Raw genomic sequence first — 22,803 nt, forward strand, 5'->3', positions numbered from 1 at the left:
AAGGCGAGGATGCATTGTTTTTCACTGTGGAACATCGCGTCGAGGCGCTGATCGAGGTCAAGCGATCGAAGTTCCTCGCGGTGGTCGAACGCGCAGCGTCGGAAGAAACAGCGCGAGCGGTGATCACTGCAGCCCGCTCAGCCAATCCTGTTGCTCGGCATCATTGTTCGGCATTCGTCGTCGGTGATGTGCCGGGCAATCTAATCCTTCGGACGAACGACGACGGGGAACCGAGCGGTACTGCCGGTGGCCCGATGCTCGACGTCCTCCTCGGGCGTGAGATGACCAATGTCATTGCCGTCGTGACTCGTTGGTTCGGTGGTGTCAAGCTCGGCACCGGCGGGCTTGCCCGGGCCTACGGAGATGCGGTCACGCACGCACTCGTAAACGCCCGACTCCTGCGGCGCGAGCGTCGTGAGCTGTTGCAGGTCCAACTGGATTACACAGAGGTCGGCCGAGTCGAATCGGAACTTCGGGCGCGGGGGGTCGGCATCGTGTCCATCGACTATCGCTCTCGTGCGGTGATGACGGTTCAGGTCGAGGACGTCGACGCAGTGATCGGCATGTTGGCCGGCCTGACCGGGGGAACGGCCCGTCCCGAGGTCGTCGGACACACATATATCGAGTCCGCGCTCCTCTAGCACGCTCGACCGACACACTGAGCCCCGAAGCCCCGTCGGAAACGACCGTTGTCCACAACCGGGGTACCTATCCACAGATGTCGATTCCCATCACATTTCGCCCGCAGCTCACGGCAAAGTCGGTGTCCTCGGATCGGCGCTGCCGAACCGGATCGTCGAACAGACAGATCACCGAGCAGATAGATGACCGAGCGACAAGGGGACGGACGATGTACGAGGCGCAATGTGCGGTTGTAGGGACAGTCATCACCAATCCGATCAAGAGACAGACCGCGTCCGGTGACGAAGTACTGAACTTCCGGATGGCCAGTAACGTGCGGAGACAGGACCGAGCCACCGGTGAATGGGGCGACGGCGGCACGCTGTATCTCGGTGTCACCTGCTGGCGACGGCTGGTCAAGGGCGTCGGCGGATCGCTGATGAAGGGGGACCCAGTGGTGGCCTACGGGCAGCTCAGGACGAACGAATACACCACCCGAGACGGTGCCGAAAGGTCCGATCTCGAGATGACGGCCAGCGCCGTCGGCCCCGACCTCGCCCGATGCATCGTCAAGGTCGAACGCGCACGGCCCGTGGCGGTACCGCAGGACGAACCGGAAGAGACGCACGACGAAGGTATCGACACCTTCGACGAGCATGAAGACCTCGACGAAGATTCGGTTTCCGAGCCGATCGAACACGCTGCGGCGGTGTAGCCGAACATCACCCGTGTCGGGCCCGTGCGAAACCATTCGGGCCCGACAGTTCGTCGTCCATCGCTATCGTTACCGCATGCGGACCGACACACGAGGGTGGGCGCGACTGGTATTTACTATGTTGCTCTCGATTTTGCTGGGCATCGGCGCCGGGGGAGTCGCAACTGCGGACTCTGGGAGGACACAGAATTTCGTCGACACCGCGCCGGGAACAGTGCACTCCGTGCAGCCGCTCGCCGCGGAAGCCGGGCTGCCCGGTACAGCCCGAGCCCACCTCCTCACTTACTGGACTATGGGTCCGACGGGTACGCCCGCGCTCAGTTCCGGAACCGTCTTCGTACCGAACGGTCAAGCCCCCGCCGGGGGATGGCCGATCATGTCGTGGGCACACGGAACAGTCGGTGTCGGAGATCAGTGTGCGCCGTCGCGCAATCCGTATCAGGGACGCCAGCTGCAGTATCTGAGCCACTGGATCTCGGAGGGATATGCCGTCGTTGCAACCGACTACGCGGGCCTGGGTACCCCCGGGCCACACGCCTACCTCGAGAAGACCTCGGCGGCACGGAGCGTCATCGACATGGTTCGTGCAGCACGGTCCGTCGAATCGGCACTGTCGGATCGGTGGATGGCGATCGGGCAGTCCCAGGGCGGCCACGCAGTACTGCAAGCCGCTCGCATCGCGACCAGCTATGCGCCCGAACTCGACTATCGCGGAGTCGTGGCCACGGGAGCGCCGTCGAACCTCGAATATGCGTTTCAGATCGGTGGGCCGTGGATTCCGGACCTCGGGTTGGACGGGTTGAACGTGTTCGCCGCTTACGTGCTCGCGGGGCTGCGCGAATCGAGACCCGATCTCGATGTCGACAGCTACCTGACGGACTTCGGGCGCTCCGAAGTGGGCAATGTCGAGGCGAACTGTCCGGGGGACCTCCGAAAGCACCACGGGTCGGTAGGCGCGCTGCTCTCGCGCCCGGTGGCGGGAACCGAGATGTTCGAGGCTTTGACGGAGTATCTCTCAGTACCGGTCGACGGCTACGACCGGCCGATCTTCCTCGGCCAAGGACTCCTCGACACGATGGTGCCTTCGCCGCTGTCGGTCCCGCTGGTCGCCGGACTCATCGCGCACGGTCAGGACGTCACGTACGTTCCGTACCTGTATTCGGGCGGTGAATTCGTCGGACACGAGGGATCGATGATCGCTTCCATGATCGACTCGACGCCTTTCGTGCACCGTCTGCTCGACCCTGTGCAAATGCGCTCGCTTCCTCTCCGATCGGGCGATGGTGCCTGGACCCGTTCGCACCGATAGGCTTGCGCACATGGCGGAATTCATTTACACCATGAAGAAGGTGCGCAAGGCGCACGGCGACAAGGTCATCCTCGACGACGTAACGATGAGCTTCTACCCAGGAGCGAAGATCGGCGTCGTCGGCCCCAACGGTGCCGGCAAGTCCAGCATTCTCAAGATCATGGCCGGGATCGACCAGCCCGGCAACGGTGAGGCGTTCCTAGCTCCCGGGGCTTCGGTCGGCATCCTCATGCAGGAGCCGGTTCTCGATGACACCAAGACTGTCCGTGAAAACGTCGAGGATGGCCTCGGCGAGACGATGGTGCAGCTCAAGCGCTACAACGAGATCGCCGAGCTCATGGCGACCGACTACTCCGACGAACTCATGGAGGAGATGGGCGAGCTGCAGGAAAAGCTCGACCACGCCGACGCCTGGGAAATCGACTCTCAGCTCGAGCAGGCAATGGATGCTCTCCGTTGCCCGCCGCCCGAGTCGCCCGTCACCAACCTTTCCGGTGGTGAGAAGCGTCGCGTTGCGCTGTGCAAGCTACTGCTCAGCAAGCCCGATCTGCTCCTCCTCGACGAACCTACCAACCACCTCGACGCCGAGTCGGTTCTGTGGCTGGAGCAGCATCTCGCTGCATATCCCGGCGCTATCCTCGCCGTCACTCACGATCGGTACTTCCTCGATCATGTAGCGCAGTGGATCTGTGAGGTCGACCGCGGCCGCCTCTACCCCTACGAGGGCAACTACTCCACGTACCTGGAGCAGAAGGCCGCTCGCCTCGAGGTTTCCGGTAAGAAGGACCAGAAGCTACAGAAGCGGCTCAAAGACGAACTGGCCTGGGTCCGCTCCGGCGCCAAGGCTCGTCAGGCGAAGAGCAAGGCTCGTCTGGATCGCTACGAAGAGATGGCTATCGAGGCGGAGAAGACTCGCAAGCTCGACTTCGACGAGATCCAGATTCCGGCCCCTCCGCGTCTGGGCGACGTTGTGGTCGAGGTCAAGAACCTCGACAAGGGCTTCGACGGCCGCGTGCTGATCAAAGACCTCTCGTTCACGCTTCCGCGTAACGGAATCGTCGGCGTCATCGGCCCCAACGGTGTCGGTAAGACGACGCTGTTCAAGACCATCGTCGGTCTCGAAGAGCCGGACGGCGGTGAGGTGAAGATCGGTCAGACTGTCAAGCTGAGCTACGTCGACCAGAACCGCAGCGGCATCGACCCGAAGAAGACAGTTTGGGAGACCGTCTCCGACGGACTCGACTTCATCGTGGTCGGCCAGACCGAATTCCCTTCGCGCGCCTACATCAGCTCGTTCGGATTCAAGGGTCACGATCAGCAAAAGGCGGCCGGTGTTCTCTCCGGTGGTGAGCGCAACCGGCTGAACCTGGCGATGACGCTGAAGCAGGGCGGCAACTTGATCCTGCTCGATGAGCCGACCAACGACCTCGACGTCGAGACGCTCGGTTCACTGGAGAATGCTCTCGAAGAGTTCCCCGGTTGTGCCGTAGTGATCTCGCACGATCGCTGGTTCCTGGACCGGACGTGCACGCACATCCTGGCGTGGGAAGGCGGCTTCGGCGACAACGAAGCTGCTTGGTACTGGTACGAAGGCAACTTCGAGGGCTACGAGGCCAACAAGATCGAGCGACTCGGCGCCGACGCCGCGCGTCCGCACCGCGTCACGCACCGCAAACTGACAAGGGACTGACGCTTGTCCGGGAAGAAGTTCGGGTACAGCCTCCAGGTTCGCTGGAGCGACTCGGATCGACTCGGGCACGTCAACAACACGCGATTCGTCGAGTATCTGCAAGAAGCACGCGCGCACTTCCTCACCGAGTGCATGCAGGCTGCGGGTGGGGCGCGGGGAGGGTCGGTCGTGAGGAAACTTACGGTCGACTTCCTGCGCCCGATTTTCGACGCCTCGGGGCCGTTGCAGATCGAGGTGTCGATATCGCGTATAGGACGAACTTCCTACGGTATTCGGCATCTCGTTCGTGACGTCGAGGGCGCACTGTGCGCCGATGCGGAGGCTGTCATGGTCATGTTCGATCTGAAAGAACAGGCTCCGCGTCCGGTAACGGATCGGGAGAGGGCCGTGTTCAGCGACTACCTCGACGCGTCCGAAGACCGGTCCGAATCCGAGTAATCCCACTCCGAATCCGATTAGCCCACAAGGGCACCGCCTCGACTTGTTCCCCGATAGGCTCGTGTTGCGGGCGGCTGTTTCGGCCGCGCCGGCGATCCTCACAAGGGAGTGGTTCAACACATGCCTGACGCGGCGGGAACAACGGACATCGACTGGTCGAGCGGACTGCCCGCAGAGTTGGTGACTACCTTGCCCGAAGTGAAGGCAGTCTATTTCGCGCACGTCGACACCGATGAGCACACCGGTCCTGCTGCCGAGGCCGAGCGCACCATCGTCCGCATGCATCTGCAGTTGGCGGCTCGCAGAGCTCCCGGGGACGCCAAGATTCGTCTGCATCGCCTCGGCGAGGACGCTACGGGCAGAGCAATCGGGCCTTCGTTGCAGATCGTGACCGACGACATGCCTTTACTGGTCGAATCCGTTATGTCGCGACTGTCTCGACTCGACGTCGACGTCACCGACATGGTCCACCCCATAGTGGGCGTCGTTCGAGACAGCGGTGGAAATCTGACCCGTGTGGGACCAGTCAACGGCAGTGACGGCGGGGCCCGGCGGGAGTCCTGGATGCACATTTCGCTGCATCACTCGACGCCCGGATCTCTTCTGGACGTGCTGGAGGACGAGATCGCCGTCGTTCTCAACGACGTCCGCGTGGTCATCGCCGACACCGAAGCGATGCGCGGGCTCCAAGCTTCGGTGGCCCGGACTCTCGCGGACTCGGCCGTAGGACGTGACGATGAACGCGCAACCGAGCTTCGAGACGCGGCAAACCTGCTCGGGTGGATGGCCGAAGGTCACTACACCCTGCTCGGCTATCGCCGTTACGACGTGCAACCGGCACAGGACGGATCGCTGCTGACACGGTCCGTTTCGGGGAGTGGACTCGGTGTGTTGCGCCAGGATCATGCGCTCGATCGAGAGTCGCTCGATATCAGTGAACGTCTCGACCTTCTGACTCTCACACAGGGTTCGAGCCCGGCGACTGTGCATCGCGCGGTGTACCCGTACTTCGTGACGGTGATGGATCGTGCGGCTCCTGAGCTCGGCGAGCATCGCTTCATGGGTGTTTTCACCGTGACGGCGTTGCACGAGAGCGTGCTCGACATTCCCGTTATCGAGCGCCGCGTGCGTTCGATCATCGACCGAGCCGGTTACGATCTCGACTCGTACTCCGGCCAAGCGATGCTCGAAGTGTTGCAATCGATGCCGCGATCGGAGCTGTTTGCCTCCGGCACGGAAGCGCTGTTCGAGAATGCGACTGCGGTGCTCGCTATCGGACGTCGCCGCAAAGTCAAAGTATTTCTACGTGAGGACTCCAACTGCGCCTTCGTTTCGGCCTTGGTCTATCTGCCGCGTGACCGCTACACGACGAGAGTGCGCCTCGCCGTCCAAGATTGCTTGTTGCGTGAACTCGTAGGCACAGGTATCGATTACACCGCGAGGGTCACCGAGTCCGATATGGCCCTGTTGCACGTCACTATTCGGCGCGACGATCGGAACCAGGTCGGCGCTGATCTCTCTCGCGACAACCTCGCTCGTATCGAGTCACTTCTCACCGAGACGATCAAGACGTGGGAAGACGGGCTTACGCAGGCGATCGTGGACGACACCAGTGTCGACGCGATCTCGACAAGTCGGTATACGGATTCGTTCCCGGAGGCCTACAAGCAAGATTTCGGACCCGAACGTGCCGTGTTCGATATCGCGCGTCTGGAAGCTCTCGCCGACGGAACGATCGACATGCAGCTGTACCGCAACTCGGATTCCACGGTCGGAAGCTGGCGGTTCAGTTTGTACATCGGTGGGCGAGGTGTCTCGTTGAGTCAAGTCTTGCCGATCCTGCAGAGTCTCGGAGTCGAGGTCGACGACGAACGTCCGTACCCCATCAGTAGGCCGGATGGAATGCGTTGCTGGATATATGATTTCGGTGTCAGCGCCTCACGAGAGATGCTGCGTGCAGCGATCGACAGTGATCTGGACTCCGACCTTCCCAACGCTGGGGCACTCGAAGACGAAAGCCGCGTGCAACTCGGATTCACCGACGCATTCACGGCGGTGTGGAACGGTCAGGCCGAGCCAGACCGATTCAACGAACTCGTTATGCGTGCCGGGCTGAACTGGCGGCAGGCGCACCTCCTGCGTGCATATGCGAAGTACCTGCGGCAGGCCAACTTTCCGTACAGCCAGTTCAATATCGAAGGTGTCCTACTGTCTCACCCGAGGACCGCCCAACTGTTGGTGACCTTGTTCGAGTCTCAATTCGACCCCGAAGATGCTGCCGAGGATCGGTCAGCGGAACTCGACAAGGAACTGCGCTCACTCATCGATCAGGTGGTGAGTCTCGACGCCGACCGGATCCTCCGTGCAATCTTCGAATTGATCCGCGCAACAGTGCGAACCAACTTCTATGTAGTCGATTCCGTCGGCGCGCCACGCGATTTTCTGTCTCTCAAGTTCGATCCTCGGTTCATTGCCGAACTGCCGAAACCGAAGCCGAGGTTCGAAATCTTCGTGTACTCCCCGAGAGTCGAGGGCGTGCATCTGCGATTCGGCGCGGTGGCGCGTGGGGGGCTTCGCTGGTCCGATCGACGTGAAGATTATCGGACCGAAGTGCTTGGACTGGCCAAGGCACAAATGGTGAAGAACGCTGTCATCGTGCCGGTCGGCGCCAAAGGCGGCTTCGTCGTCAAGCGCCCGCCGGTAGCGACTGGAGACGCGGCCACGGACCGGACCGCGACGACCGAGGAGGGGCGGGCGTGCTATCGGCTGTTCATCGCCGGTCTTCTCGATGTGACCGACAATCTCGATCGTGCGACGGGCGCAGTTCTTCCGCCGGACCGCGTCGTACGTCGCGACGGTGACGACACGTACCTCGTGGTGGCAGCGGACAAGGGGACCGCCTCGTTCTCCGACCTTGCGAATGCGGTTGCCGGAGAGTACGACTTCTGGCTAGGTGACGCGTTCGCGTCGGGCGGGTCGGCAGGCTACGACCACAAGGCGATGGGCATCACCGCACGGGGCGCATGGGAAAGCGTCAAACGTCATTTCCGTGAAGTCGGCATCGATACGCAGACAGAGGATTTCACGGTCGTCGGCATCGGAGATATGAGCGGTGACGTGTTCGGAAACGGCATGCTGCTCAGCAAGCATATCGGCCTGCTCGCCGCGTTCGATCATCGACACATTTTCCTCGACCCGAACCCGGATCGCGCGGCGGCATTCGCCGAACGTGCCCGACTGTTCGACCTTCCTCGATCGTCTTGGGCCGATTACGATTCGCAACTGATCAGCGACGGCGGTGGCGTGTGGGAACGTTCGGTCAAGTCGGTGCCGGTCAGTCGCGCGGCCCGCGCGGCTCTCGGTCTCGACGAGTCGACAACCGAATTGGCGCCACCCGACCTGATCCGGGCCATCCTGAAGTCACCTGCTGACCTGCTGTGGAACGGTGGAATCGGCACCTACATCAAGGCATCCAGCGAGTCGAACTCCGATGTCGGTGACAAGTCCAACGACGTAATCCGGGTGGACGGGAGCGAGATCAGGGCCACCGTCGTCGGTGAGGGTGGCAATCTCGGTGCCACCTCGCTCGGACGCATCGAGTACGACATTGCCGGTGGCCGGATCAACACCGACGCGGTGGACAATTCGGCAGGTGTCGATTGTTCCGATCACGAGGTCAACATCAAAATCCTGCTCGATACAGCCATCTCCGAAGGCACCCTCGACCCCGCCGACCGCAATGACCTGCTTGCGTCCATGACCGAAGAGGTGAGCAGGCTGGTGTTGTGGGACAACATCATGCAGAACGAGCTGCTCGGCACTTCCCGCTCGGACGCGCCTGCGCTGCTGACCGTCCACCGACGTGTCATCGAGGATCTCGAAGCACGCAGCGGATTGGATCGCGAACTCGAGGTGCTGCCCTCGGATATCGACATTCGCAAGCGTGCGCAGGACGGGCGAGGTCTTTCCTCGCCTGAGCTCGCTACGTTGATGGCCCACGTCAAGCTAGTTCTCGAGAGCGACCTGCTTGCCAGTGAACTGCCGGACAGTGACGTGTTCGCGCCGAGGCTGCCCAAGTATTTTCCGGAGCCGTTGCGTAAGAAGTACTCCAGCGCAATCACCTCTCATCCGCTCCGGCGGCAACTGGTGGCGACGACGTTGACCAACGAGACCGTCGACCGCGGCGGGATCAGCTTCGTCTATCGACTTGCCGAGGACACCGGGGCGAGCGGTACCGATGCAGTGCGCGCATTCGCTGCCGCGACCGAGATCTTCGACCTCGAGGAGCTCTGGCAGGAAATTCGATCGGCCGACATGTCGACTGCATCGTCCGATGAACTTCTGCTCGAATCTCGACGCGTGCTGGACCGCGTCGCCAGGTGGCTGCTCACCAACCGTCCCCAGCCACTTGCCGTAGGTGCCGAGATCAGCAGGTATGCATCCAAGGTCCGTTCCCTGAGGAGCCGGGTAGCTGGCTGGATCGACGGGCACCAGGTGCGAGATCTGAACGATCGAGTGGCGGCTTCGGTCGAGCGGGGCACACCGAAGGAATTGGCGAGTGCGGTTTATCAACTGCTGGACGTGTTCTGTTTGCTCGACATCATCGATGTCGCCGACATCACCGAGCACGACCTATCCGAAGTTGCTGAGTTGTACTTCGCGTTGGATGCCCACATCGGCATCGATTGGCTGCTGACATCGGTGTCGAGGCTGCCGCGTGGCGACCGTTGGCATTCGTTGGCCCGGCTGGCCTTACGTGACGATTTCTACTCCTCACTCCGAGCGATCACCAAAGTGGTCGTGCTGGGCGGAGAACCGCATGAGAGTGCCGCCGAGAAGATCGCCGAATGGGAAGCGATGAACTCATCCAGGCTGATGCGAACACGAACAGCGCTTGCCGAGATCGCAGACTCGGGCACTCTGGATCTTGCCTCGCTGTCGGTGGCAGCCCGTCAGGTCCGCAGCATGGTTCCTTGATCCTTACCGATCGTCCGCGAACACCAGACACCGATACAAGAGAGAGAACCGACTTGACTGTGCCCAAGAATCATCTGTCGAACGAGCGAGACCCCGAACAACGAATCGGATTTCACACCAGCGTCGAGGTTCGATGGTCGGATATGGATGCCTACCAACATATCAACCATGCCCGCATGGTGACGCTCCTCGAGGAGGCACGTATTCCGTGGCTGCTGGTCGATGGTAAACCTACGGCGAACCTGCGTCACGGTGCCGTCATTGCGGACTTGCATGTTCGATACCGGGGTCAACTACGTCACGAGGACGGTCCGCTGGACGTGTTCATGTGGGTGGACAAGGTCCGAGCGGTGGATTTCGTTGCAGGTTACGAGGTTCGGGCGAAGGGTAAGTCTCTCGATACACCCGCCGCGATCGTTGCGTCGACGCAAATAGCGGCGTTCGACATGAATACTCAGGGGCTGCGGAGATTCACAGCCGAAGAGCGGACGTATCTGGAGAGCTGGCAACGTGTTTGAGCGTGTCCTCACCATTCCTGATCCCGTCGAACGCAAGAACCTCGTGGCCTTCCTGGAGAAGGCAGTTCGGCTCGACGAGGCTTCTGTCGTACGTATGAGAACCCGTGCCGACGGCCGTGTATCAGTATGGGCTGCAACCGGATTCGATGCACTCGCGGTGCGGGTCATTACGGGAACGATCGTGCCCGACGACACGTCGGCCGCTGCCGATCAACTCGTTGCTGCCCTGCAATCGGCATCCGACGGGGTCGTGGATCCTGGCTTCTCGATGGACTCGGCATGGCGCGGTGCACTGCCTCCGGACAGCGGATTTCAACATGTGGACGACGTTCCGGCACGCGTCCTGATCGACCTTGCTCAGCGGGGTGCAGCCCTGGCCAAGGAGCACGGGAGCAGTCACGGTCCACCGGTATCGCTCCTCGACCAGGAAGTACTGCACGTCGACGGCCCGGGCGGTGATGTGTCGATCGCTATGCGTACGGTGTTCGCTCTTACCGCAATGGGTTTCGTTCCCCATACGGGGGTGGACCCGTTGACCGTCGACGTCGACCTCACCAGTATCGACGTCGACGAGCTCGTGCGCGTCCGGGCCACCAAGGTGTGGTTGCGTCTCGATGCACGCTACGGATCGGTCTTCTGTAGACGCGGGAATCCGTTGTCGCTCAGCGTCGAACGCTGACTTCCGACGGATCACCCATCACCAGCGCCGTCAGACGAGCCACGCAGCGGCATCGGCGGGGAGCTGGCCGTCGACGAGAGGTGCGCTCGACATCAGCAGCTCACCGGGCGGAAGTGCAATGGCGGCATCGGTCGCATTGAGGGCGCAGATGAGTCCTCCTTGCCGGCGGAACGCAAGGCAGCCGGGAGGGCTCCCGTACCAATCGACTCCGCTTCCAGAGAATTCGGGTCGCAGCTCACGAAGCTCGAATGCTGTCCGGTAGAAGTTGAGCATCGAATCGACGTCTTCCAGCTGTTCCTCGACGGTCAACGGCGCCCATTCGGGTGGAATGGGCAGCCAGGTATTCGGGGAGGTACTGAAGCCGAACGGAGGCACCGGGGACTCCCAGGGTAGCGGGACGCGGCACGCGTCGCGGCCTCGTTCGGCGTGCCCGGAGCGTTCCCAGACCGGATCTTGAAGGACATCGTCCGGTAGGACGGCGTTCGGTAATCCGAGTTCGGATCCGTTGTAGACGAACACTGTTCCGGGGAGCGCCAACTCCAGGAGCAGCATCGCCCGTGCCCGCCCTGTTCCTCGGGTTCCGCCGCCGTATCGGGTGACTTCGCGCTCGATGTCGTGATTGGACAGCGTCCACGTCGGTGTTCCGCCGACTCTCTCGACCGCGGCGAGCGAGTTGGTGACTGCATCCCGAACTGTGGCGGCATCGAAATCGGCCTCGGCCAAGCGGAAGTTGAACCCGAGATGCAGTTCGTCCGGTCGGAGGTAGTCGCCGAACCGTTCGTTGTCCTGGACCCAGATCTCCCCGATGGTGACTTTGTTCGGGTATTCGTCCATCACCTTGCGGATGCCGCGGTGAATCTCGTGGACACCCTCGTTGTTGAAACGAGGATCGTCGTCGTCGTTCTTCATCAGGGTGTTCAACTCGAGGTTCATGTCGTGCAACTCGGCAGGCTTGGCCATACCGTGCGCGACATCGATGCGGAAACCGTCGACACCTCTGTCGAGCCAGAAGCGCAGCGTCTTCGCCAGATCCTCGGCCACTTCGGGATTCGTCCAGTCCAGGTCCGGTTGCTCCGGCGCGAAGATGTGGAGATACCACTGACCTGGACGCCCGTCCGAATCGGTGACGCGCGTCCACGCCGGCCCGCCGAAAATGCTGGGCCAGTTGTTCGGCGGCTCGGAGCCGTCTCCTTTACCGTCGCGGAAGATGTAGCGAGCACGCTCAGGGCTCCCCGGCGTGGACTCGAGGGCTGCAAGAAACCAGGCATGTCGATCGCTGGTGTGGTTCGGCACCAAATCCATCGTGACCTTGATGTCACGAACGTGTGCCTCTTCGATCAGCGCGTCCATGATGGTCAAGTCACCGAAGAGAGGGTCGATATCTCGCGGATCGGAGACGTCGTAACCGTGGTCGGCCATCGGGGAACGCATGACCGGGCTGAGCCACAACGCGTCGACACCCAACAGTTCCAAGTACCCGAGTTTCTCCCTGATACCCCCGAGGTCACCCACTCCATCACCATTGGAGTCGGCGAACGATCGAGGGTAGATCTGGTAGAAGATCGCTTCCTTCCACCATGTTTCTTCGGGCGCGTGGAGCGTCGGATCGTTCACAACTGGCAAGTGTGCCAAACGAAACCCACTCGCCTCGACCCAGGGAGTGCGTTTGGCCTGATATCACAGACCGGAGGCCCGGTTTTCATGCGCAAACAGTCTTGTTGTCCGAATTGTGCGGTATCCTTCCATCCAGCCGCAATGAAGGAGAGCTCCCCGTAATGACCGAATTGGCTATGGAGGCCGTGCGTTTGAGTGAAGTTCAGTTGAACGCGAGCCCGATCAACCCGGACTGGATCCTCGACGGCAAGCCCGTTGCGCGAACCGCGGAGTGGACGCGCACCCTCGACGGGACTACCACCTTCAATGTCTGGGACTGCACTGCCGGCCGATTCAACTGGTACTTCCACGTCGACGAGATCGTGCACATCATGGACGGTTCTGTCACGGTCTCTGCGGAAGATTCTCCGCCACGGACGCTCGTTGCCGGGGACGCGGCACTGTTCCACGCAGGTACGTGGTCGGAGTGGCATGTATCGGACTACGTCCGCAAGCATGCGATTTTGCGTAGTGGTCTGCCTGCTCCGGTCTTGCGCGCACTCGGTTTCGCACGAAACATCCGTGGGGCATTGCGCAAGGTGTCGGGGCGCGGAAAGAGCGCTCCGAGCCCACGAGGTCTGTGACGTCCTCAGAGTGCCGAGTTGACCATGGAGTTCGCCGCCATCTCCATGTAGTCCACCAACTGTGTGCGGTGCACGTCGTCGAGAATGCTCGAGTCGATCGAAGCGATGGCAATGTGCATGCACCGCAACCAAGCATCGCGTTCGATCGGGCCGATCTTGAACCCTGCGTGGCGCATGCGTAACCGCGGGTGTCCACGCTCGTCCGAATAGGTGCGAGGGCCGCCCCAATACTGCTCGAGAAACATACGCATTCGGCGCTCCGCCGGGCCGAGGTCCTCTTCCGGGTACAGCGGCCGGACGATCTCGTCGCGCGACACCTCGTCATAGAAGACGGCGACGAGTGTTTCGAACGTCGCCGCGCCGCCGACAGCGTCGTAGAACGTCTGCTGCGGTTCGGTCATGGTTGCTCTTTCTCTACTCATACGGTGGGCGGGCCTAGGTCACCAGTATCCCTATACGGTCATATCGGACTGCATGCCGCCCTGCCGGCCTTGCGGGTACGGGGCTTTCACGCCCGCGTCGTCGAATGCCTGCAGAATTTCGCGATGCACTCGTCGCTGAACAGCCCACTGACGACCCGGACGGGTTTTGACGGTGATCCGAATGGTCACCGTGTCAGCGCTCACGGCGTTCACCCCGAGCATCTCGGGTGCACCGAGCAAGTCGTCCTCGAAATCACCGGATGCAACGACGGCCAGCGTCGCCCTTTCGGCGACTGCGCACGCCTCGTCCAGGTTCGCAGTGTGCGCGACCGGCAGGTCAAGGACGGCGACCGCGAAACCTTGACTCATGTTCCCCACGCGCAGAACCTCACCGTTTCGGCAGTACCAAACGGTGCCGTTAATATCGCGGACGGTGGTCACACGCAGTCCGACGCTCTCGACGGTTCCGGTCGCTTCGCCGAGATCGACGATGTCACCGACACCGTATTGATCTTCGAGGAGCATGAAGATTCCCGACAGAAAGTCTCGGACGAGGTTCTGAGCGCCGAAACCGAGGGCAACCCCGACGATCCCTGCCGAGGCTATGAACGGTGTGACGTTGATGCCGATGACGTCGAGCGCCGACAGGACGAACCACGCGAGAATGACGACGGACACGCCGGACTTGAGAACCGAACCGATCGTCTTGGCTCGTTGCCTACGGCGCTCGGCCAGAATCGAACTCTTGAGGGTGGTCGGAGCCCTCTCTCGCAGCGGACGTAGCAGCAACGGGGCCCTGCCCGATTCGCTGGCGTTGCGATGAGTGAACCGATCGATCAGTTTGTGCAGCACGATCCGAAGCACAATGGCGAGCACCAGATATCCGAGGACCTGCAGAGGCCTGTGCATCAGCCAATCGCGGCTGGTCTCGGTCAATTCGAATGCTCGCAAGTCGATCGCGGACGCTGCGATGTCGGGGCGTGGAAGAGAATTGAATACAGACACTCGAAGAGTCTACGGACGCGGCGCGATCACGCCACCGCAGCGAACAGTCGACGAGACCCTGGAAATTCACCTCGCGGCCACGTTGTTCGTGGACAAAAGGGGTGTGCACACCGCTCGATTCGTGTTCCACTGTCTCTCGTGTTCCACGCAAGCCATGCGCGGGCGCTGACTTTTCCTGGAGAACCACATGAAGAAAAAGCAACATCGTCACCGACAACTCCAGCCCAGCGATGACCACCACCCTGCAGACCAGCGGGAACGGGCATCCGGGGCGCCTGAACTGCAGTTGATTTCATCCGAGGAAAGAGATGTAGGCGAGGACAGCCTTCCCGCCTGGGTCAAGCGCCGAGTTCTTCTCCTCAATGCCACATTCGAGCCGCTCACCGCGCTGCCGATGCGCCGAGCCGTAGTTCTCCTCGTCTGCAACAAAGCGGATGTCATCCATGACGATCCAACCGGACCGTTCATCAGATCCGCCGATTTTTCTGTGCAGGTGCCCTCCGTCATTCGCCTGCGGACGTACGTCCGAGTGCCGTATCGAGCCCGCGTGCCGATGACGCGGGCCGCGCTGATGCATCGTGATCGCTTCCGATGCGCGTATTGCGGATCCAAGGCCGAGACCGTCGACCACGTGATTCCGCGCAGCCGCGGGGGAGAACACTCCTGGGAGAATTGCGTCGCGTGCTGCGCGCCATGCAACCACCGCAAGGCCGACAAAATGCTCAGTGAGCTGGGGTGGACACTCCGAGCGCAACTGGTTCCGCCCAAGGGGCCGCACTGGCGATTGTTGGCAGGCAACAAGGAACTCGACCCAGCGTGGCTCGCCTACTTGGGCGAGGGCGCGGCCTGACACTCGACACCGATGGAACCCGGCGTCGACCTGCAGGGAAAAGTCGACTACGGTCTTGTCCTGTGAGCATTCTGGAGACTCTGCTGATATTCGGGGTGATTCCGATCGCGATTGTCGGAATCGTCGGCGCGTTGTCTTTCCTGGCGAAAAGGCAGCCCGGCTTGGACATCACGCCCTACCGCCTGTCCGACACATGGGTAAATGGCTCAGTGCTGTGGAGCGCAACGGACGAGGTGACGCCACACGGCGGTCACGGCTCGCACGCCGTCGCTACAGCTGACTCGATCGGAGGTTCGGCAAGTGGCAAGTGGTGAATTGACTCGTACGGATGTCGCTGTCACGGATGGCAGTGTCGACAACCTGCCCTACGGTGCGGCACGGACGTCCAGTGGCCGTATTTCTGCGGTCCACCATTTCGGCGACCCGAACCCCAACCAGCTTCCCTTTGCAACTCAGGACCTCGTCGCAATCGACGATGCGCTGACCGAGGCTACTCGCGCCACCCAGATCCGCTTCAACATCTATATCGGTGACTTGGGTGAGGATGCGGCTGCAGGTGCGGACGCGGTGTTCCCCGGTACTCCCGATGCAGTTCGTTCACTGCTCATCGCAGTCGATCCCATCCGAAGGGCCATCGAGATCCGTACCGGTCGTCGCGTATCGGATCGCGCCACCGATCGAGTGGCACAGCTCGGGATCACCGCAGCGATCGGCCCCTTCCGTGAAGGCAACCTCATCGACGGGCTCGTCAGCTCGGTGCGCGTCATGAGTGCAGCCATCGTCAGCCCGTAAACAATCAGCAGGCTTACTCGAAACACATGTGCCGTTCGATCGAATTATTCGATCGAACGGCACATGTGCTCGTTGTCAGGGCGTCACTATTGGGCGTCGAACTCCCGCGCGGCAAGTGAACGCACGATTCCTGCGCGTCCTTCGATCACCAGCCGGCGGAGGGCAGGGGGCAGGTCCCCGCCCAAGAATCGATCCGCTGCCGCGACAGATTCGGCACTGATCGACCACGACGGGTACAGCCCGATGACCACTGTCTGGGCAACCTCGCTCGATCGCCGAGCCCACACATCACTGATCGCTCCGAAGTAGCGGTCCACGTACGGCGCGAGCAATTCCGACTGATCGGGCCCGGCGAAACCGCCGATGATCGAGCGCGCGGTGATGTTCGGGACGGAGTCATCGTCGACCACGGTCGCCCATGCCTGTTCTTTGACTGCGCTGTCGGGCCGAACGGTGCGGGCCGCAGCGGCCGAACGGGCGCCCGCTGCGGTGTTGTCACGTGCTGCCTCGGCATCGATGACCGGGGATTCGAGACCGGCGCTGTCGATAGCGCCAGCGCCTGCCAGAGCAGAAATCAGGCGCCAGCGAAGGTCGGTGTCGATCTCCAGCCCGTCGAGGCCTTGCCCGCTCACATCGCCGTCGAGAAGTGCCTGCACTAGGACGACGTGACGCTCGGACAGCGACGAACCCGTCAGTGAGTTGACGAACGCCAGCTGGTGATCGGAACCGGCGTCGGCGGCGCGGGCGAGCTCGAGTACCAGGTCGGCGAATTCCGGCTGACCATGTTCCTTCGCCCACGCTGGATCCGCGTAGCTGTTGATCGCGGTCTGAGCCTGCAACAACAACCGCTGCACGACGCCGACCTCGGTCTCGGCGGAAATGCCGCGCTGGACGAGTGCGAAGAAGTCGCGAGCCTTCAGTTCGGCTGAGCGGGTCATCTCCCACGCCGCCGACCACGCCAGGGTCCGGGGAAGTGGTTCGGAGATGTCGCCGATGCGTGCGATCAGAGTCGCCAAGGACTCGGGGTCGAGACGCACCGAGCAGTAAGTGAGGTCGTCGTCGTTGACGAGAACGATCTTGCCTCGCGACACGCCGATCAGGCCGGGGACCTCGGTGCGTTCGGCTGCATCCAAATCGAGCTCGACGCGGTCGGTTCGGACCAGCTTCCCCTCGACGTCGTCGTAGATCCCCACCGCGATCCGGTGGATCCGGCGCTCACCGGCGCCGGGCGCGGCCCCGGTCTGGACTACAGCGAATCGAGTGAAATTGCCGTCGGCATCGACGTCGAAGTCGGGGCTCAGCGTATTCAGCCCGGTGGTACGCAGCCACTGGGTGCCCCAGTCCGACAAGTCTCGGCCCGAGGATTTCTCGAGCGCAGCCAGAAGATCGGCAAAGGTGGCATTTGCGAATGCGTGGTCGACGAAGTAGCTGCGGAGACCGGCGAGGAATTCCTCCTTGCCGACGTAGGCAACCAGCTGCTTGAGAACGCTTGCGCCCTTGGCATAGGTGATGCCGTCGAAATTGACCTCGACCGCGGCTAGGTCGGGGATATCCGCCGCGATCGGATGGGTGGACGGCAACTGGTCCTGGCGGTACGCCCACGCCTTCTCGACGTTTGCGAACGTCGTCCACGCATTCGTGTACTCGGTCGCCTCGGTCTGGCACAGCACCGATGCAAAGGTAGCGAAGGATTCGTTGAGCCAGAGGTCATCCCACCACGTCATGGTCACGAGGTCCCCGAACCACATGTGTGCCATCTCGTGCAGGATCGTCTCCGAGCGACGCTCGTAGGAGTAACGAGTGACTTTGGAACGGAAGACGTAGTCCTCCAGGAACGTCACGGCCCCAGCGTTCTCCATTGCGCCGGCATTGAATTCCGGGACGAACAGCTGGTCGTACTTACCGAACGCATACGGAGTGCCGAAGTTCGCGTGATAGAAGCCGAAACCCTGCTTGGTCTCGGTGAACAGTCGCTCGGCGTCCAGGTGCTCAGCAAGCGAGGCGCGGCAGTAGAGACCAAGAGGAATGGTGCCGTGCTCATCGCTGTAGGTGTCGGTCCACTCGGCATACGGTCCGGCGATCAGGGCGACGAGGTATGTGCTCAACAGCGGCGTCGTGTCGAACAGGTGCTTGCCCGCAGTAGGTTCCGAGGCGTGGGCAGCGTTGGAAATGACCTTCCAACTCTCGGGAGCAGTGACCTCGAGATCGAAGGTGGCTTTCAAGTCCGGCTGATCGAAGCACGCGAACATCCGTTTGGCATCCGCTGTCTCGAATTGCGAATACAGGTAGATCGAACCGTCGGAAGGGTCGACGAACCGGTGCAATCCTTCGCCGGTGTGCGAATAGACACAGTCGGCCTCGACGACCAACACATTTTTCTCGGCGAGATCCGTCAGCGCAATTCCGGTCTCCTCGTCGTAGCCAGAGATGTCGAGGGCCGATCCATTGAGTGTCGCCGACTTTATTCGCTCTGCCACGATGTCGACGAAGGTCGAGGCACCCGCGGTGGCGGCAAAGGTGATGGTCGTGGTCGACAGAAACGTCTTCTCGCTGGGATTGCCCGACCCGTCGGTCAGATCCAGCACTATCGAATACGCCGAACTGCCGACCACAGTGGAACGTTCGGCGGCTTGGTCGCGAGTCAGGTTGGGAGCAACCACAGAATTGACACCTTCTCGAGTAGGAATGAGTAGTGCCACCATCCCATCACGCCGAGGGTCCGGCATGCTGGTGCAGGCGTCGGCGGAATTCGTGGCAAGCCGCCGCGGTTTGACCCTAGGCAATTAGTGAATCGAACATTCGAAGGAGCGTCACGTGACCGGTAGTGCTCAGAAGGACACTGCGGATTTCTGGTTCGACCCACTGTGCCCGTGGTGCTGGATCACCTCGCGGTGGATCCTCGAGGTCGAGAAGGTCCGCGATATCGATGCCAATTTCCACGTGATGAGCTTGGCAGTTCTCAACGAGGGCAGGGACCTGCCCGACGATTACGCCGAGATGATGAAGACGGCATGGGCTCCTGTTCGCGTTGCGATTGCTGCGGCTCGCGCCGAGGGAGATCAGATTCTTTTGCCCCTCTACACCGCGATGGGCACACGAATTCACAACGAGGGCAACAAGAACTTCTCCGAGGTCATCGAACAGTCCCTCGCGGAGCTCGGACTGCCTGCGGAGTTGGCGGCGGCAGCGGACAGTACCGACTACGACGACGACCTGCGCACCAGCCATCACGCTGGAATGGACAAGGTGGGGCCCGACGTCGGCACGCCCACCATCCACGTCAACGGTGTCGCATTCTTCGGCCCGGTCCTCTCACGAATCCCGCGCGGCGAAGAGGCAGGCAAGCTGTGGGACGCTTCGGTGATATTCGCTTCGTACCCGCACTTCTTCGAGCTCAAAAGATCTCGCAACGAGGATCCTCAGTTCGATTAGTCGGCACCGGGACGCGGCCGGGTCAGTAGACGATGCGATCCGGCCCGGTCGCAGCCCCGAAAACCTGATGTTCTCCGCGGCTGTACCGCCACGCCGACCACGTGGCTGCAGCAGCGTCCAACGCGTCGTCGAGCGCGGGGCCTGGCGGTAGTTCGGCGAGACCCACGGCAAGATTGTGTGGGTCGATCCAGGTCGACAGTGCCGCCATTCGTTGACCTGCACCGCGCCCGGTCTTCTTCGACGCGAAATCAGTCGTCGTCGCCATTGCACGGAACGAACATTCGGGGTGAACCTCGACGACGCGATCGCGGTCGAACTCCGCTGCCCGCCACGCCCGCACCGAAGGCAGCAGGTGCCACGTCTGTTTACTGATCGCTTTACCGGTGATCCGACGTGAGATGTCGCATGCCTCGCGGTAGTCCTCGGCGTCGAGTACCTCCGATACCGGCGTGTGGAAGATCGATGACCGCGCCGGGCCCAGAAATGCTTTCGCCGCGAGCTCACTGATCCGATACGACTCTTCCGGCATCGACAGCGGCATATCGACCGCGACCGCTGAGCACCCGGCAGTCGAGTCGAGAACAGCGTCGACACTGCCCGCGACACTCCAGGTGACGACAGCTCCGTCGAAAAGTGCGACAACCCATTCGCCCTTGGCTCCGTCGACTCCGGCAACCGTTTTTCCAGCGCGCACTCCCACCTGTCAGACTCTATGCATGCGCGTATACCTGGGGGCAGACCATGCCGGTCTCGAGTTCAAGAATCAGATCATCGAACATCTCACCGCGAGCGGGCACGATCCCGTCGATTGCGGCGCGTTCGAATACGACGCCGTGGACGACTACCCGGCGTTCTGTATCGACGCCGCTCGCCGCGTAGTCGCCGACCCGGGCAGCCGTGGCCTTGTCCTCGGTGGTTCGGGTAACGGCGAGCAGATCGCAGCCAACAAGGTGCCGGGCGCACGATGCGCATTGGCGTGGAGCGTCGAGACTGCGAAACTGGCGCGCGAGCACAACGACGCGCAGCTCATCGGTATCGGTGGGCGCATGCACACACTTCCCGAGGCCCTGGCGATCGTCGACGCGTTCCTCGCGACACCGTTCTCCGGTGAAGAACGTCACCAGCGCCGCATCGATATTTTGTCCGAGTACGAGCGCAGTGGTGTAGCTCCGGCGGTCCCCGGGGGCGAAGCCCTCGGTTCCGATGTGAAGCCTGCGTAACTGTGCCCGAAGGGCACACGTTGCACCGACTGGCTCGGTTGCATCAACGACGATTCGGCGGGGCGCCGGTCGAGGTGTGCAGTCCTCAGGGACGGTTCACCTCGGGCGCCGCGTTGATCGACGGCCTTGTTCTTCTCGAGGCCGAGGCGTGGGGCAAGCACCTTCTTCACCGATACGAATCCGATTTGATCGTGCACATTCATCTCGGCCTGTACGGGAAGTTCACCGAACAAGCCGTGCCGCTGGATGATCCGGTCGGGGCAGTGCGCATGCGCATGGTGGGGGAGCAGTACGGGACCGACCTTCGGGGCCCGACCGCATGCGAGATTTACACCGAGCAACAAGTCGACGCCCTCAAAGCGCGACTCGGACCGGACCCCCTCCGAAAAAATGCCGACCCCGACCGAGCGTGGGCACGAATTACGAAGTCGCGCACCTCTATCGGTACCCTGCTCATGGATCAGAAGGTCCTGGCGGGAGTAGGCAATGTCTACCGTGCCGAAATTCTTTTTCGCCACGAGATCAATCCGATGCGTCCAGGCCAGGACCTCGAGCATTCTGAATGGGTCGCGCTGTGGCTCGACCTCGTAGACCTGATGAACATCGGTGTCCGACGCGGGAAGATCATCACCATTCGGCCGGAAGACGACCACGGCGACGTCGGATACGACGCGAAACGGCCACGCTCGTACGTCTATCGCCAGGCAGGGCGTCCGTGCCGTGTGTGTGGGACCGAGATCCTGCATTCGGTGATGCAGGCAAGAAACCTGTTCTGGTGCCCGATGTGTCAGGCGGGGTAGAAACCGCCTCGATCCTCGCCGCCGCCGTCCGGACAAATCGGACTCATCCATCAGGCGCGGTGGATACCCGCGCGGAGGTGTCCTGTGCGAGGGACAATCGCCGCTATGACTCCAGTCCCGCAGTTCGAACTTCTGTCCCGTGAGTGCGACCGCATGGCGTCGCTGACCCCGACTTGCCTCGGGTTGCCAGTTCCGTCGATGCCCGGTTGGACCGTGGAGAAGCTGATCCGCCATGTCAGCTTCGTGCACCGCATAGCGGTTGCTGCACTCGAAACACCTGCATCCGAAGGAATGGCGAAAGTGGTTGGAGCCGTGACCAAGCCGGGGCGGGGACCGCAAGTTCTCGATGATTATCGAGAGTCCGCCGCCCGCATGCTCGCGGCGTATCGAGCAGTGGATCCAACGCGGGAAGTTGCGACGTGGGCCGGGATCGATTCGGCCGGCTATTGGATCAGAAGGCAACTGCACGAGGTGACTGTGCATCGATTCGATGCCCAGGATGCGATTTACGAGTGCGGGGGCGCAGAACCCGAATCGGCCGATCCGGTCGGTGCTGCGGACGCGATCGTAGAGTGGGCGGAGCAGTTCCTCACGAGGTTTCCTGTCGAGAAGCTTTCCGCTGTGGCGGGACGAACAGTCCATTTACACACCGACGACGGTACCGATGCCGAGTTGTTCCTCGATTTCACCGGAGACGAGGTTGCTGTCTCTCGCCTACACCGGAAAGGCGATGTGGCGCTGCGTGGTTCAGCGCAGAACCTGATGCTTACAGTCTGGCGTCGACGACCGTTGGACGGCCTCGACATCGTCGGCGATCGTGCCGTAGCGCAGGCGCTCTACGACGGAATACAGATCTGAAGGGAACCGTGCAGGTACGGACACGAAAAAGCCCGGTCCATGAAGATCAGGACCGGGCTTCTTGTTGGAGCCGATGACGAGAATCGAACTCGCGTAGCCTGTTTGGAAGACAGGGGCTCTACCATTGAGCTACATCGGCATGCGAGCGGCTCGATGGGATCGCCATCTGCGCCGCTTGCGTTATGAGACTCTACCGAACCTCGGTTCGAGATTACAAATTGGCTGGATCGGCCACCTGTT

General features: G+C 61.8%; 21 protein-coding genes and 1 tRNA gene. 16 read left to right on the forward strand and 6 right to left on the reverse strand.

All coding sequences use genetic code 11. The annotated features are described in order from the left end of the window. Positions 1 to 14 precede the first annotated feature (14 nt). From BJI47_RS16355 to BJI47_RS16390, 8 genes are all read left to right on the forward strand, one after another. Positions 15 to 641 (forward strand): YigZ family protein, encoded by a 627-nt coding sequence (locus BJI47_RS16355; protein ID WP_088944727.1) that lies wholly within the window; start codon positions 15 to 17, stop codon positions 639 to 641. 209 nt (positions 642 to 850) lie between these two features. Next, a complete protein-coding gene (locus BJI47_RS16360) occupies positions 851 to 1,336 on the forward strand; it encodes a single-stranded DNA-binding protein (protein ID WP_088944833.1) in 486 nt (161 codons plus the stop codon). 118 nt (positions 1,337 to 1,454) lie between these two features. Next, positions 1,455 to 2,645, forward strand: a complete 1,191-nt coding sequence (locus BJI47_RS16365) for a lipase family protein (RefSeq protein WP_088944834.1) — start codon at positions 1,455 to 1,457, stop codon at positions 2,643 to 2,645. Positions 2,646 to 2,655: 10 nt separating this feature from the next. Then, positions 2,656 to 4,335 carry an energy-dependent translational throttle protein EttA gene (gene ettA, locus BJI47_RS16370; RefSeq protein WP_084344622.1) on the forward strand — a complete coding sequence of 560 codons (1,680 nt, stop codon included), beginning with the start codon at positions 2,656 to 2,658 and terminating at the stop codon, positions 4,333 to 4,335. 3 nt (positions 4,336 to 4,338) lie between these two features. Beyond that, positions 4,339 to 4,773, forward strand: coding sequence for a thioesterase family protein (locus tag BJI47_RS16375; protein WP_088944728.1), 435 nt, complete (start codon positions 4,339 to 4,341; stop codon positions 4,771 to 4,773). 120 nt (positions 4,774 to 4,893) lie between these two features. Then, complete coding sequence (locus BJI47_RS16380) at positions 4,894 to 9,750, forward strand: NAD-glutamate dehydrogenase (protein ID WP_088944835.1); 4,857 nt, start codon at positions 4,894 to 4,896, stop codon at positions 9,748 to 9,750. A gap of 53 nt (positions 9,751 to 9,803) precedes the next feature. Beyond that, on the forward strand, positions 9,804 to 10,268 hold the full coding sequence (locus BJI47_RS16385; RefSeq protein WP_088944729.1) for a thioesterase family protein: 465 nt from the start codon (positions 9,804 to 9,806) through the stop codon (positions 10,266 to 10,268). Further along, positions 10,261 to 10,947 carry a hypothetical protein gene (locus BJI47_RS16390; RefSeq protein WP_088944730.1) on the forward strand — a complete coding sequence of 229 codons (687 nt, stop codon included), beginning with the start codon at positions 10,261 to 10,263 and terminating at the stop codon, positions 10,945 to 10,947. The genes BJI47_RS16385 and BJI47_RS16390 overlap by 8 nt, the downstream gene beginning before the upstream one ends. A gap of 30 nt (positions 10,948 to 10,977) precedes the next feature. Here the strand turns inward: BJI47_RS16390 and BJI47_RS16395 are convergent, their stop codons facing one another. Further along, positions 10,978 to 12,561 carry an alpha-amylase family glycosyl hydrolase gene (locus tag BJI47_RS16395; protein WP_088944731.1) on the reverse strand — a complete coding sequence of 528 codons (1,584 nt, stop codon included), beginning with the start codon at positions 12,559 to 12,561 and terminating at the stop codon, positions 10,978 to 10,980. A gap of 161 nt (positions 12,562 to 12,722) precedes the next feature. Between BJI47_RS16395 and BJI47_RS16400 the strand changes: the two genes are divergently transcribed. Further along, complete coding sequence (locus BJI47_RS16400; RefSeq protein WP_088944732.1) at positions 12,723 to 13,184, forward strand: cupin domain-containing protein; 462 nt, start codon at positions 12,723 to 12,725, stop codon at positions 13,182 to 13,184. A 5-nt stretch (positions 13,185 to 13,189) separates the two neighbouring features. Here the strand turns inward: BJI47_RS16400 and BJI47_RS16405 are convergent, their stop codons facing one another. Together BJI47_RS16405 and BJI47_RS16410 are read right to left on the reverse strand one after the other, a co-directional pair. Continuing rightward, a complete protein-coding gene (locus BJI47_RS16405) occupies positions 13,190 to 13,585 on the reverse strand; it encodes a globin (RefSeq protein WP_088944733.1) in 396 nt (131 codons plus the stop codon). 51 nt (positions 13,586 to 13,636) lie between these two features. Then, complete coding sequence (locus BJI47_RS16410) at positions 13,637 to 14,515, reverse strand: mechanosensitive ion channel family protein (protein WP_088944836.1); 879 nt, start codon at positions 14,513 to 14,515, stop codon at positions 13,637 to 13,639. A 283-nt stretch (positions 14,516 to 14,798) separates the two neighbouring features. Here BJI47_RS16410 and BJI47_RS16415 point away from each other — a divergent pair, with 283 nt between their 5' ends. The 3 genes from BJI47_RS16415 (at position 14,799) to BJI47_RS16425 (ending at position 16,253) form a co-directional block, all read left to right on the forward strand. Continuing rightward, positions 14,799 to 15,461 (forward strand): HNH endonuclease, encoded by a 663-nt coding sequence (locus tag BJI47_RS16415; protein WP_176224913.1) that lies wholly within the window; start codon positions 14,799 to 14,801, stop codon positions 15,459 to 15,461. Positions 15,462 to 15,523: 62 nt separating this feature from the next. Continuing rightward, positions 15,524 to 15,775, forward strand: a complete 252-nt coding sequence (locus BJI47_RS16420) for a hypothetical protein (RefSeq protein WP_088944734.1) — start codon at positions 15,524 to 15,526, stop codon at positions 15,773 to 15,775. Beyond that, complete coding sequence (locus tag BJI47_RS16425) at positions 15,762 to 16,253, forward strand: DUF5130 family protein (protein WP_088944735.1); 492 nt, start codon at positions 15,762 to 15,764, stop codon at positions 16,251 to 16,253. Before BJI47_RS16420 ends, BJI47_RS16425 begins: the two co-directional genes overlap by 14 nt. A gap of 86 nt (positions 16,254 to 16,339) precedes the next feature. On the opposite strand, the gene pepN is transcribed toward BJI47_RS16425, so the two are convergent. Further along, positions 16,340 to 18,913, reverse strand: a complete 2,574-nt coding sequence (pepN, locus tag BJI47_RS16430) for an aminopeptidase N (protein ID WP_088944838.1) — start codon at positions 18,911 to 18,913, stop codon at positions 16,340 to 16,342. Between the two features lie 154 nt (positions 18,914 to 19,067). Here pepN and BJI47_RS16435 point away from each other — a divergent pair, with 154 nt between their 5' ends. Further along, positions 19,068 to 19,685: a DsbA family protein gene (locus BJI47_RS16435; RefSeq protein ID WP_088944736.1), complete on the forward strand. Its 618-nt coding sequence runs from the start codon at positions 19,068 to 19,070 to the stop codon at positions 19,683 to 19,685. Between the two features lie 22 nt (positions 19,686 to 19,707). Here the strand turns inward: BJI47_RS16435 and BJI47_RS16440 are convergent, their stop codons facing one another. Next, entirely contained in the window at positions 19,708 to 20,385 is a 678-nt protein-coding gene (locus BJI47_RS16440; RefSeq protein ID WP_254900639.1) for a DUF429 domain-containing protein, read from the reverse strand. A gap of 16 nt (positions 20,386 to 20,401) precedes the next feature. On the opposite strand from BJI47_RS16440, the gene BJI47_RS16445 reads away from it, so the two are divergent. The 3 genes from BJI47_RS16445 (at position 20,402) to BJI47_RS16455 (ending at position 22,563) form a co-directional block, all read left to right on the forward strand. After that, positions 20,402 to 20,905 carry a ribose-5-phosphate isomerase gene (locus BJI47_RS16445; protein ID WP_088944737.1) on the forward strand — a complete coding sequence of 168 codons (504 nt, stop codon included), beginning with the start codon at positions 20,402 to 20,404 and terminating at the stop codon, positions 20,903 to 20,905. A gap of 2 nt (positions 20,906 to 20,907) precedes the next feature. Continuing rightward, the gene (locus tag BJI47_RS16450; protein WP_088944738.1) at positions 20,908 to 21,705 is read left to right on the forward strand and encodes an Fpg/Nei family DNA glycosylase; all 798 of its coding nucleotides are present in this window, start codon (positions 20,908 to 20,910) and stop codon (positions 21,703 to 21,705) included. A 105-nt stretch (positions 21,706 to 21,810) separates the two neighbouring features. Further along, positions 21,811 to 22,563 (forward strand): maleylpyruvate isomerase N-terminal domain-containing protein, encoded by a 753-nt coding sequence (locus BJI47_RS16455; RefSeq protein WP_088944739.1) that lies wholly within the window; start codon positions 21,811 to 21,813, stop codon positions 22,561 to 22,563. 65 nt (positions 22,564 to 22,628) lie between these two features. Here BJI47_RS16455 and BJI47_RS16460 read toward each other — a convergent pair. Then, a tRNA-Gly gene (locus BJI47_RS16460) sits at positions 22,629 to 22,702 on the reverse strand. Positions 22,703 to 22,803: the final 101 nt, after the last annotated feature.

This window comes from Rhodococcus sp. 1168, assembly GCF_002091955.1.
Lineage (GTDB): Bacteria > Actinomycetota > Actinomycetes > Mycobacteriales > Mycobacteriaceae > Rhodococcoides.

Bases quoted from the DNA above. Each gene is read 5' to 3' on its own strand.
- BJI47_RS16360 (WP_088944833.1), top strand. From the start codon at position 851: ATGTACGAGGCGCAATGTGCGGTTGTAGGGACAGTCATCACCAATCCG.
- BJI47_RS16365 (WP_088944834.1), top strand. From the start codon at position 1,455: ATGTTGCTCTCGATTTTGCTGGGCATCGGCGCCGGGGGAGTCGCAACT.
- ettA (WP_084344622.1), top strand. From the start codon at position 2,656: ATGGCGGAATTCATTTACACCATGAAGAAGGTGCGCAAGGCGCACGGC.
- BJI47_RS16380 (WP_088944835.1), top strand. From the start codon at position 4,894: ATGCCTGACGCGGCGGGAACAACGGACATCGACTGGTCGAGCGGACTG.
- BJI47_RS16400 (WP_088944732.1), top strand. From the start codon at position 12,723: ATGACCGAATTGGCTATGGAGGCCGTGCGTTTGAGTGAAGTTCAGTTG.
- BJI47_RS16405 (WP_088944733.1), bottom strand. From the start codon at position 13,585: ATGACCGAACCGCAGCAGACGTTCTACGACGCTGTCGGCGGCGCGGCG.
- BJI47_RS16410 (WP_088944836.1), bottom strand. From the start codon at position 14,515: ATGCACAGGCCTCTGCAGGTCCTCGGATATCTGGTGCTCGCCATTGTG.
- BJI47_RS16415 (WP_176224913.1), top strand. From the start codon at position 14,799: ATGAAGAAAAAGCAACATCGTCACCGACAACTCCAGCCCAGCGATGAC.
- BJI47_RS16445 (WP_088944737.1), top strand. From the start codon at position 20,402: ATGCGCGTATACCTGGGGGCAGACCATGCCGGTCTCGAGTTCAAGAAT.
- BJI47_RS16455 (WP_088944739.1), top strand. From the start codon at position 21,811: ATGACTCCAGTCCCGCAGTTCGAACTTCTGTCCCGTGAGTGCGACCGC.